This window comes from Flagellimonas sp. L-11 (assembly GCF_056857735.1).
This window is the reverse complement of sequence record NZ_JBSXNR010000071.1, coordinates 18,695-31,307: the sequence shown is the minus strand read 5'-3', so window position 1 is coordinate 31,307 and position 12,613 is coordinate 18,695. Positions and strand designations below refer to the sequence as shown.

Annotated in this window: 6 protein-coding genes; 1 reads left to right on the top strand and 5 read right to left on the bottom strand. The window is 47.4% G+C overall.

Features of this window, described 5'->3' with window-relative positions; genetic code table 11:
• Window positions 1–408 precede the first annotated feature (408 nt).
• The 3 genes from AC13CC_RS13505 to AC13CC_RS13495 form a co-directional block, all read right to left on the bottom strand.
• Entirely contained in the window at window positions 409–6,420 is a 6,012-nt protein-coding gene (locus AC13CC_RS13505; protein ID WP_482877976.1) for a PAS domain S-box protein, read from the bottom strand.
• Window positions 6,421–6,711: 291 nt separating this feature from the next.
• Complete coding sequence (locus tag AC13CC_RS13500) at window positions 6,712–7,113, bottom strand: response regulator (protein ID WP_326279049.1); 402 nt, start codon at window positions 7,111–7,113, stop codon at window positions 6,712–6,714.
• A 42-nt stretch (window positions 7,114–7,155) separates the two neighbouring features.
• Window positions 7,156–7,299: a hypothetical protein gene (locus AC13CC_RS13495; RefSeq protein WP_326279048.1), complete on the bottom strand. Its 144-nt coding sequence runs from the start codon at window positions 7,297–7,299 to the stop codon at window positions 7,156–7,158.
• Window positions 7,300–7,756: 457 nt separating this feature from the next.
• Here AC13CC_RS13495 and AC13CC_RS13490 point away from each other — a divergent pair, with 457 nt between their 5' ends.
• Window positions 7,757–8,164 (top strand): hypothetical protein, encoded by a 408-nt coding sequence (locus AC13CC_RS13490; protein ID WP_326279047.1) that lies wholly within the window; start codon window positions 7,757–7,759, stop codon window positions 8,162–8,164.
• Window positions 8,165–8,211: 47 nt separating this feature from the next.
• Here the strand turns inward: AC13CC_RS13490 and AC13CC_RS13485 are convergent, their stop codons facing one another.
• Together AC13CC_RS13485 and dinB are read right to left on the bottom strand one after the other, a co-directional pair.
• Complete coding sequence (locus AC13CC_RS13485) at window positions 8,212–11,193, bottom strand: DNA polymerase III subunit alpha (protein ID WP_482877975.1); 2,982 nt, start codon at window positions 11,191–11,193, stop codon at window positions 8,212–8,214.
• Window positions 11,193–12,407, bottom strand: a complete 1,215-nt coding sequence (gene dinB, locus AC13CC_RS13480; protein WP_482877974.1) for a DNA polymerase IV — start codon at window positions 12,405–12,407, stop codon at window positions 11,193–11,195. The genes AC13CC_RS13485 and dinB overlap by 1 nt, the downstream gene beginning before the upstream one ends.
• Between the last annotated feature and the right edge of the window lie 206 nt (window positions 12,408–12,613).

The following is a 12,613-nucleotide window of genomic DNA, read 5'->3' as shown; positions in this document are numbered from 1 at the left end:
GGTCAAGTCTTGAAGAAGTGCCCATATCGCCGTATGTTGGCACAAACCTTTAAAAATTGACTTTTTATTATGGCCAATACATTTTTTCCAGAACCCCAATGTCCCACAAACTTTCCACCTCCTTGCACATCTTGTTTTTATCCACCCAGTGAACATGGAAGGGGCCTGATTCCGATCTGGCAAATTCAATCAAATCAGGGGCGGCCCTATTATTCGGGAATACACATCCCTATACCTGAAATACCCATCTCACGGTGAATATCCTGAAATTCATCATTTGCTTATTTTCCATAAATGAGTCCGTTCAGTATAAAAAATATGCTCAAAGCACGAATATTTTATAAAACAAGTTGCATCTAAATCCAGAAATGGTATTCATTCTACCCGGGACAACAACGATCCATCGCACTATTTGGGAACGGTAAAATAGAATGTGGAACCTTTTCCCGGTTCCGACTCCAACCAAATCTCGCCCCCTAAATGCTCCACTTGTTTTTTCACGATCGACAACCCCATACCAGTTCCCTCGTAGGCTTCATCGTTGTGGAGCCTTTGGAAAATCAAAAATATTTTATTGAAGAACTGGGGCTTGATCCCTATGCCGTTATCGTCAACACAAAATTCCCAATGTTCTGTCCGATCTCGGACCGTTAGGGAGATTTCGGGACGACGGCCCTCCTCAACATACTTGATCGCATTATCCAAAAGGTTATATAGAATCTGGGTAAGGCTGGATGGGTTCGCCATAACGATTGGCAGTTGTTCAAAGGTAATTACCGCGGAAGTCTCGTTAAGTGTCTTTCGGCGTAAATGTCCATAATCCTCCATAAGCAGGTTCAAATCCACAGCCTCCTTTTCTGAGGATGGGGAGTTGGCCCTCGAATACTCCAAAAGATCCAAAATGATCCTTTTCATACGCTTTGCACCGTCAATGGCATAATGAATATATTGATGCGCCTTCTCATCCAACTGATCGCCATATTTTCGTTTTAGCTGATCCATAAAACTGGAAACCATGCGCAGGGGTTCCTGCAGGTCATGCGAAGTCACAAAGGCAAATTGTTCAAGTTCTTCGTTGGAACGTTCCAATTCCTTGGTATAATTTTCCAAAGATCGGTTTAGTTCAAATAGTTGCTGCTCGTTTTCTTTACGTTCGGTAATATCTGTTATGGCACCTACCATTCGGATAGGATCGCCATTTACATTTCGGATGACAATGCCACGGTCGACCACAAAGGCAAAATCACCGTTGCTTTTTTGATATCGGTACTCCCCTGTCCAAGTCGACCGCTGGCTTTTTAAGGCATCGTCAAGGCTTTCCAGAACCCGCTCCTTGTCATCAGGATGGATGTGGTCCGTCCAGGATTTCAAGCTGGGCGTGATTTTTTCCACTTCATAGCCAAACAGTTTTTCAAAACCGTCGCCCCAAAAAAGGGTGTTTTCCTTGATATCGAAATCCCAAATGGCATCATTGGTTGCTTGGGCCACTTTTTCAAATCGTTCATTTGCACGTTTCAATCGAATATCCGCCTTTTTGCGAAGTGTGACATCCTTAAAATAAACGGATATTCCATCCTCCGATGGATAGGCCGATACCTCAAACCAACTGTCCAATGCTGGGTAATACTCTTCAAAACTTACCGATTTGCCGGTATCTTTGGCTTTATGGTATTGACTGTAAAAGTCCGAATCAATGGCGTCATCATATTCTTCCCATAGATTTTTCCCAATGATTTCCTCGCGTTTTTTACCCAGCACCTTCTCGGCTTCCCTGTTCCAATATTTTACAACCCAGTCCGTATCTACCGAGAAAAAGGCATCTCCGATACTTTCCAAGATCGTTTCTTTCTCCAAGTAGGCCTTTTCAAGTTCCCTCTTGGCCTTTCGGCGATCATCAATATTTTTAAAGTAGGCGGAAATCCCATTGTTGCCTGAATAGACGTTGATCTCATACCAGCAGTTATCTCCGGGATATAGGTATTCAAAACTCTCCGGTTTACCGGACCGTGACACCCTTTTAAAGACTGTTTCCAATTCGGTGTTTTTGGCCGGTGAAAATACCTTCCAAATATTCTTTCCGAGCACTTCCCGACTCGACTTTTCCAGTAGAAGTTCAGCTTGTTTGTTGAAGTATCGAAAATTCCAATGTTCATCAAGGGCATAGAAAGCGTCAGAAATACTTTCCAGCACTTCCACACGTTCTGCTTGTTCGCGAAGATAATTTTGTTCAAATATTTTTTGATCGGTAATGTCCAAAATCAGGGAATTCCAAAGGATGGCTCCATCCGGCAATTCCTGGGGCGTACCAATGCCTTGATAATAGCGTCTATCGCCTTGAGGGGATTGGTTCCACCAACTAGCGTTCCAGGTGGAAAGGTTTTTTGCGGATTCATCGATGGACTCAACTACTTTATCCATGTCTCCACCCGCCGCAATCTGAGACCATATTTTCTCAGGATGTTCGCGACATTCATCTGGAGTCATCCCCCATATCCGGCGACTTCCCTCACTTATGTACAAAATACGGTCCATACCTTCGCCCAAACGTAAATATTGAAATACAACGCCAGGCATATTATCGGTCATGGTCTTCAACTGTATCTCCGCGGTCTTTCTTTCATCGATGTCCTGATAGCTTCCAAATATACGCTCGCACCGGCCATTGACAAACTCGGCTTTTCCTATACAGCGCACCCATTTTACATGGTTTTGGGCGGTCTTGACCTGCAGTTCTAAATCAAAGACTTCCCCTGTCTCGATCAAATTGGACACTGCCTCTTGGATTTGCATTTTGCTATTTTCTTCATAGAACTCAAAACCACCGGTCAAACTGGGGTTGTAATCCTCATCGACCTCTAGGATCTCCCTAAGCATGGGGGACCAAAACATTTCATCGGTGCCCCCTTGATCAAGGACCAATTCCCAACTGCCGATCTTGGCCAAGTTGGAGGCCTCATTGTATAGGTTGACGGCCTTTCGCTTTTCGGTCACATCGAAAACCATGGAATTGAACACAACTGTCCCATCGGGCAAAAAACTCGGGGTCCCATATCCTTCGTGCCATCGTTGCTCCCCATTGGGCAAAATATTGCGCCATACACTGTGCCACTTGGATTTTCCTGCAATGGATTCATTGATGTCCTTGACCACAGTATCAAAATCCCCGCCATTCCTTATCTGATCCCATACAAGGTCGATATTCTGTTCACAGTGCTCAGGGGAAATATGCCAAATATCATTGGCGCTCTCCGAAACCGATAGCAATCGATCACTGCCGTCCGGATACAAGTGGTATTGGAAGACAACCCCCGGCAGGTCATTGGTAATGGATTGCAGGCGAAGCTCCGTCAATTTGCGCTTGTGAATATCTTGGATACTGCCAAATATCCTGATGGGGACACCTTCGACTTTTTCCACTTGACCTATCGCCTTTATCCATCGCTCGTTCCCTTTAAGGGTAATTATGGGCGCCTCGATTTCCCAAGGATTATCGGATGCTATTCCCCTTGCTATCTCATTTTTGACAAAGTCGCGATGATCTTGATGGTAGAAATCGACCGCCTGATCCAATTCGAGCTGAACCGCCTTGTCCATTTCATGTATTTCCCTGGTAATCTTTGAAAAGAACACTTTTTTATCGGAAAGATTTACTTCCCAACTGCCCATACGCGCCAGCTGGGCAGTTTCCTCATAGAGTAAGGTCGCCCTTTTCTCTTCGGTGATATCAAAAATCAAACTGTTAAAGACCACTGAACCGTCCGCCATGGCATTGGGGGTACCAAAACCTTCATGCCAACGTAGCTCCCCGGATGGAAGTACATTTCTCCATCTGAAGTTCCACTTTTCACCGGTTTCAATGGACTGGGCAATCGAATTATTCACCTCTTCCCAATCACCTCCCTTTTTGATCTGTTCCCAAACCAGTTCATTGTCGGCCTCGCACTCGGATGGCTTGAGTTTCCAGATGCGACTTGATGCCCTGCTTACACTCTGCATGGAGTCCGTGCCGTCAGGTCGGATGACGTACTGAAATGCAACTCCCGGCAAATCATCGGTTATGGACTGCAAACGCTGCTCCGCAATCTTGCGTTCATGGATATCTTGAAAGCTACCATACATTAAGACGGCCCTGCCATTGCCCATATTTACATTTCCGATGACCCTTACCCATCGTTCCTTTTGCTTGGTCGTGATCAATATGGCCTCAAAATCAAATCCCTCACCGGTGCGTATAGATCGATCTACATAATCCTTGACCATGCCCCTATATTCGGGATGATAAAAATCGATTGCTGTTTCCAAATCCGGCCGAAAGCTTTCGGGATCGGTTTCATGCAATCGATGTACAATCTCCGACCAATATACCTCCCCATTTATCAGGTCCACCTCCCATCCCCCAATTTTGGCCAATTTACCAGCCATTTGGTTGAGCTCACGGAGTTTCTTCTGTTCGGTAATGTTCTTGGCCGTTGCATAAACAATCTGTTCCCTTACCGAAGCCCTGCTGGTCCAACTCAGCCATAAAACATCACCTGATTTGGTAATGTAGCGATTCTCAAACCCTAAGGTACGATGACCTTTGGTAAGACTTTCCAAATCGGCGTTGGAAGCCGCAACATCGTCAGGGTGGACAAATCTATGGTAGGAAACATTGAGTATCTCTTCCTCTTCATACCCTGTAAGTTCACAAAACGCTTTGTTGATTTTGAGAAATCTACCTTCCAAATCGGTAATACAGACAATATCCGGCAAGGTATCCAGCATTTGGCCCAGATCGCTCTCCAGTTGCTTTCGGTAAAGCTCAGAACCCAATTGGGCCTTTAGATGGTCAAGTATCTCCACATACCTCCTTAAACTCGTCCGTTCCAGTTGACTCCCGATGACCAGAACACCTACAACTGTATTGCCATGCATCAAAGGAAGGCCCAATATCGATTTTAACCCTATGGTCTTGGCAGCGGCTTGTCGGACAAAATGCCGATCCACTTCCCGCCCGGACCAAAGAATTCGCTTCTCGCCCGCCCAGACCATACCGGGCAATCCCTCCCCCTTATTAAGGGTATCCCTGGTTGGGGTCCCGTTGTAGAACCCTTCCACGGAATCGTCCTTGGTTTGATGTCCAAGCTGTCTTAAAAGACTGTTTTCAAGGTTCAGTGCCCATAGTTCGACAAAGAGGAAATCACCAAATTGTTTGATTGAGCTACATAGCCTATTTACGGTAGCTGGGATATCGGGCGTTGTATTGAAGCTTCTGGAAACCTCCGCAATGAGTTCTTGCTCCAACGCTTTGTTTTTTTGGGTCGTGACATCACGTTCAATGGCTATCCAATGGGTATACCACCCTTTCTCATTGGCCACCGGGGTAATGGATAGGTGTATCCAAAACTCCTCCCCATTCTTTTTGTAGTTGATCATGGTGGCTTCACAAGATTCCCAATTTCTCAGTGATCTGCCCAACTTCCCAAGTTCTTCCCTATCTGTTTTGGGGCCTTGCAGGATTCGAGGTGTTTTCCCAATAACCTCTTCTGCCCCGTACCCGGTCAACTTGGTAAAAGCTTCATTGACATATAGGATTCTAGGGCCAGGCTCATCAAAAGGTTCCGCTTCGGTAATCAAAACTGCATCATTGGTATTGGTCACTACACTTTCAAGTAGTTTATGCTGCTGCTCATGTTCTTTGATAGCCGTAATATCCTGTACCGTTCCCTCAAAAACAATCGGATTACCCTTCTCATCCTTTATCAACCTACCCAATTCATGTACCCAACGAACACTTTTGTCCGGACAAATGATACGATGGACAAAATCATGGGGCCTTTCTCCTGAAGATGAAATACGTTGCTCTTCCTCAAAAACTTCCTGATCGTCCGGGTGTATGCTATTGAAAAAGTTCTGGTACGTTAGTTCGAATGTTTCCTTGTTCACGCCCCATATGACATATACCTCATCCGACCAAGAAAGTGTCCCATCCTCCATATCCAGACTCCAGTAGCCCAATTTGGCTATGGAAGATGCCGTTTTGAGCCTGGCTTCGGACTCCTGCAACCTTATTAACTGATTTTCTTTCTCTGTAATATCATGACAAACCACCAAAATACAGGGCTTATCATCAAAGTCGAGGATATGTCCATTGATTTCCATTCGCACCAATTCCCCGGATTTTTTTTGGTGGGTGAAGATCCCGAAATAGAAATTTCCTTCAGATTGGCCAATACGCTCATTTGCTTCAAGCAGATGGGGAATTTCTTGTTTGGGCTGGAGTTCCTTTAGGGTAAGCCCCATAAACTCCTTTTGAGTGTACCCATAATGATCCATAGCGGCTTGGTTGACCTCCAAAATCTGAAATGTTTTGCGATCATAAATCCAACTTGGCAGGGGATTTAAATAAAATAGATTACTGAGGTTTTTCTCTGAGCCCATGATTTTTTATTAATTGACCATTACATACTATAAACAAACGTGCCCGAGCACAAATGTGAACAGTACCGGGTCTTGTTTTTTTCCGGCCCAATGGTCCGATGGCCGTTGACCCGAGCAACAAACCTGTTGCTCTGGAACATGTTTGCATATCCCTCATCGACCAAAATAATTCAGTGCCAAGGTTAAAGGTTTTTAACCAGTGGCATTGTAAGCCATCCTATGCTTCCACCTCGACCGAGCATTAATCTTAAGTCGGGTAGGTCAACAAAAGATTTCCTATTATCATTACCGTTAGCAATAGTTCCAAAAGTGAACGACTTTCTTGATCGTTTCCAAAAAATCGTCTATTTCCGAAGGCTTGGTCACAAATGCATTCACCTGATGCCGGTAGGCAAAGTCAATATCCCTTTCATCGTTACTCGTGGTCAATATGACTACTGGAATGGAAGCATGGATACTGTCCCCCTTAAGCTGCTTAAGGATTTCACGGCCATTTGGGGCAGGAATATTAATATCCAGCAAAATCAGTTCATACCGCTTCGAAGTCTTAGTTCCCACAGAATCTTTGACCCTATCCAATACACTGCTACCTTCCTTTACAAAATCCAATTGATAACCACTTCCCAATTCCTCAAATGCTTCTTGGACAATAATAATGTCCGCGATATTGTCCTCTACGAGCAGAACCCTCATTCTTAACTTTTTTTTAAGGGAAATTTAAGGAATGAAAATAGATTACAAAAAGAAAGTACCTGAAAATCCATTCAACAATGCAAAAAAAAGAATCCGCTTCTCCCCAACCGGATATTCCACGCTCCCGGCTCCCCTGATGGCAGTTGTGTGGCCACCGTGAAGATCGACACCGGAGAGATCGAACATCTCCCTCTACCTTTTTAAAATGGTGGTCCGACAATCCAGAAATGTGCCGAACGGCAGCATTTGCGATAATGGTAGCAGACCCATGGCCAGCTCTGTACCTTTTGGCCTTGGTCAGGTACTTCCATTGTAGGGCCATCTCCAACTTGTATCATATCGCATTGACAATCTTGCACAAGGGTGCCGTTGGGGCAAAACCTCTTTTTTTGGTCAAAGGCAGGGGGGTAATAATTTCCCCTTTGATTTCCTTGATACTTGCTTCCTAAATTTTAAGGGGGCTGTTTGGTTCTTTTATTGGGGACCCATAAAATTTGATGGGCGCCCGAACGGATCTAAGGTCTTCCAGAGCAAGGCCCCAAGAAGGGATTGCAAAGGAAGGACGCCCCAAAAATACGTTTGGACGAACCTAGAGTTTGGCACAGCTTTTGAAACCTCTAATATGAACCCAAAATGAAAGCTTATGAAAACGTATATATTGTTTATAGTGTCCCTGCTTTTCATTTCTGGAGATGCCTTGGCACAGCATCGGGGCAAAGAAGATTGGAAAGCCCATAAAAAAATGCAGAAGCAAGAAAGGAAATGGCAAAAGGAACAGGACAAAAGAAAGGCCGAGTACCTTAGGGAAATGCGAAAGAACGAGCAGGAATACCATCGTGAACTTGCCAAGGATCAAAGGGAATATTACAGGGAACTGAGGAAGCGTGAACTGGAGCACCTTAACGAGTGTCATCACTGTGACCATGGTTTTTACCACAATGACGGCCATTATTACCGGGACGGGGTCTATTATTCCACAAGGACCCGTGCCCCGTTGACCGTGGATGCCGAGCTTGTGCTCCCCAACGGTTCCATACGGGTAAGGCTATAGTGGGCCACCGGCCATGATCCACATAAAATTACAGTGCACAACCCCGATCAGGCAAGCTTGGCCGGGGTTTTCCCCTCTTGTCTCGGGTCGGGTTTCAAGGGTTGTTTGAGGGTCATGACCACCTCCAGACTGTAATGCCCGAACTCTTCGGTCACCGTACCATGGCACAGATAGATACCCTTACCATGGATGGGAGTGGCCGCCATGGTTTGCGGAAAATGCACACAGTCAAAGAAGTGCCCCTTCAGGTCGAGCATGGTGGTAAAACGCATGGTATCCCCTTTGGAGGTGGTATTCAAGCGGGTATGCACCATCGAGCCGTAGATCCATATCTTTTGGTCGGCATGGGCCCCAAAATCATTGGCGTTCAACCGACTCTTTATTTTTGTATCCATCAATTCATAATATCCAAATAGCGGAAAGCCCAAGAGTTCCAATTGGTCATAGGCATCCTCAATGGGATGGGATGGAAGTTGCGGTAATGTAAAATGCCTGTGGTTGGGTTTAAACAGCAGTTTCTGGACAGTATCCTTTCGATGCGACTTGGTCTTGAACAAGACCTGCCAGAGCAGCTGCTTCTTGGGCACCCCAAAGCCCCGAAAGGCATCGATGCGAACCAAGATCGTCAACTGTTCGATGGCAATAGGGACACGGTCTATAAAATCATCAAAATCCCTGAACTTCCCATAGAGCTGCCTTTCGTTCAAAATGCGTTGGATGACCAAACGTTCCAAACTCCGGAGTTGTCCCAGTCCCAAATAGATGTGCTTGCCATAGATGGTATTGACATGGTTACTTCGGTTGATGCAGGGCGGATGGATGACCCCGCCCCACATCTTGGCTTCATGGACATAGAGTTCCGTATCGTAAAACCCTCCCCCATTGTTGAGCACGGCCACCATAAACTCCAAGGGGAAGTAGCATTTCAGGTAAAGGCTCTGGTAGCTTTCCACTGCATAGGAAGCGGAATGCCCTTTGGCAAAGGCATAGCCCGCAAAGCTCTCGATCTGTTCCCAGACCATCTGGGTCAGGGTGGCATCATGTCCCCTTTGTTTGCAGTTATCAAAAAACTTCAACTTTACTACCTGGAATTCCTCCCGGGAACGGAACTTTCCGCTCATCCCCCGTCTCAGCACATCGGCCTCCCCAAGGTCCAGTCCCGCAAAGAGGTGGGCCACTTTCAGTACATCCTCTTGATAGACCATGATCCCATGGGTCTCGGGCATAATCTCCAGTAAAGCGGGATTGGCCTCTTTACGGCGTTCCGGTTCCCGTTCCCTACGGATGTATTCATCCTTCATTCCCGAAGAGGATACCCCGGGACGGATCACGGAGCTGGCCGCCACCAGTCCGAGATAGTCATCGGTCCGCAGTTTCTTCATCAGCCCCCGCATGGCAGGGGATTCCACATAGTAGGCCCCAATAGTCCTCCCCTCGCTCAACAGTCGGTTGATGTTGGCATCCTGCTTCATGACCTCCACGCTCTTGATGTCCAAAAGGGGGGCATCCGGTTGATTTTTCTTAATGACCTCCACCGCCTCTTTGATCTTCGCTAATCCCCGTTGTCCCAAAATGTCGAACTTGAACAGCCCCACATCCTCGGCAATGATCATATCGAACTGCACCGTCGGGAACCCTTTGGGCGGCAGGTTCGTGGCCGAGTAATAGTGTTGTGACCGGTCCAAGATCAATATCCCCGAGGAATGCACACTGATATAATTGGGCATCCCATGGATATAGGTGGCGTATTTCAACACCAAACGGGCCAGCTCGTCCAAGCTTCCCTGCTCGTACCGACCTGCACTGAGCTTATCGATTTCCTCGGTGGGCAGACCGAACACCTTGCCCAGTTCCCGTACAGCGGCCCGGTACTTAAAGGTGTTGTAGGTCCCCAAGAGGGCCACATGCTCGAAACGTTCAAAAATATAGGCCGTGACATCATCCCGGTCCCATGTGGAGAAATCAATGTCAAAATCGGGGGGCGAGGCCCTAAAGGGATTGATGAACCGCTCAAAGTACAGATCCAGTTCCATGGGATCCACATCGGTGATCCCAATCAGGTAGGCCACCAGACTGTTGGCCCCGCTGCCCCTGCCCACATAGGGATAGCCCTTGAATCTTGCATAGGAGACGATATCATGATTGATCAAAAAGTAGGACACAAAATCCAACTCTTCGATAATCCCCAATTCCCGTAACATACGCTCTTTGACCTGCTCCGTGGGATGGGCATAGCGCCGGGGCAACCCTTCCAGGGCCAGTTCCCGCAACCGTTCCACATCGGTCTGCTTAGATTCCAAAAAACGGGACTGGTTCTGGGAGACCCTTTCCGTTCCAAACCCAAAGGCAATGGTACAGGAATCCATCAACCGCCGTGTATTCTCCCAGATATGTGGAACATCGGCCAAAGTCTTTTTCAAGGTATCCATATAACGCATGGTATCGGTGGCCCTCCCCTCCTCGGACTGGGGCAGCTTGCTCAGCAGGGTATTGAGTCCAATGGCCCTAAGCAACCGGTGCGTATTGAAATCTTTTTTGTTACGGAAGGTAACGGGCTGCAAAAGCACCAGCTTGTCGGTATAATCCCGATACCTAGAGAAGCGCAGTTTTCGGAGCTCCTCCACCGATACCCCGATATATTCATAAGCCCGGAAGTCCGTCCGTTCCTCTTCCTGTACCTTCTCGAAGGGATAGATGACATGGACATTCTCAAATACTGGGGCCATGGAGGGAATCAGCGTTCCCTTGTGCAGATGCTGGGAAAGAAAGGCGTTGAGCTCCCGAAACCCCTCATTGTTCTGGGCCAGGCCCACAAATTCCTGCACGTTCCCATTGCGAAAATCGATCCCCAAGATGGAGCGTATCCCCTGTTCCTTGGCCAGGCGCACAAAGTTCATCCCCGCCGAGCTGTTGTTGATGTCGGTCAGGGCCAAAGCATCCACACCGCACTTGACGGCCAGTTCCAAGAGTTCCATTTCGGAGAGTACCCCGTAGTTCAGGGAGTAATATGTATGGCTGTTCAGGTACATTATTGCTGTCTATGGGCCAATAAAATGGGCGGTTGTCCATCAAAAGGGTTTCCACCCCTTCCTATGCTGTGGGCACCCATGGCCGAGGCCCGCATCAGACTGGATTCCCCAAAGCGGCTGCGCACGCGGTCCATGGCCTGATAGAGGTTCAGCAGTTTTTCATCATCGGCGAAGAGGTCGATCTGATAATGTCCCCCCACGATATGACTGTAGTTGATCCCAACGAGTCGGATGAGCATCCTTCGGTCATAGAGGGAGGCAAAGAGTTCCTTTACCAAGGGTACCAACACATGGTCCGCGGAAGTATAGGGAATCCGTTTCTGCTTCGTATAGGTCTTAAAGTCGCTGTACCGGATCTTGACACTGACACAGCCCGTCATCTTGTTGGCCCGTCTGAGTTGATAGGCCAAGTTTTCCGCCATGGCGAACAGGGTGGTCTCCAGTTTGACCATGTCCGTGGTATCCTTTCCATAGGTCCGTTCCGAGGAGATGGACTTCCGCTCATGAAAAGGCACCAAAGGGGTATTGTCCAGTCCTTGTGCACGCATCCAAATGGTCCGTCCATGTCGGCCAAAGCAACTTTCCAGCATTTCCAAGGGCAGTTCCTGTACCGTCCGGATGGTGGTCACCCCCATATTGGACAGCAGCCCGTAGGTCTTCTCCCCCACCGAAGGCAGTTTACGGATGTGCAAAGGGGCCAGAAATTCCCTTTCAAGGCCAAGGTCTATCTTCATCTGGTTGTTGGGCTTGGCCTCCCCCGTGGCCACCTTGGAGACCACCTTGTTCTGGGACAGTCCAAAGGAAATGGGCAATCCGGTCTCTTTCAAGATCCGTTGCCGCATTTCCGAGGCGTACTTATAGCAGCCAAAAAAGCGGTCCATCCCCGATAGGTCGGCATAGAACTCATCCACACTGGCCTTTTCAAAGACCGGGACACTCTCCTTGATGACCTCGGTCACAGTATCGGAAAACTTCATATAGGTCCCCGCATTGCCCTTGATGACCGTGGCCTCCGGACACAATCTTCGGGCCACCTTCATGGACATCCCCGAGTGCACCCCAAAGCGCCGGGTCTCATAGCTACATGCCGCCACCACCCCACGGTCCCCCAACCCACCGACCAAGAGGGGCCGCTTCATCAGACGACTGTCCAGCAGCCGCTCACAAGAGACAAAAAAAGTGTCAAGATCGAGATGGAGAATGGTGGGCTTCATAATTACATTATGGATTTATTCCAATTTATGGGAAAAAATCCAAATGTATAAAAAGGGATGGTCCATTTCAAAACTTTAACAATTATGACTATCTTATAGCTATAAAAATCCAACCTCAAGATGTGCTACTCGCCACTGAAGCTGTTTCCTCATTGACAATAATCCCCAATGGCACATTCATTAATTTGTGTCCCTTTACCTCTCCA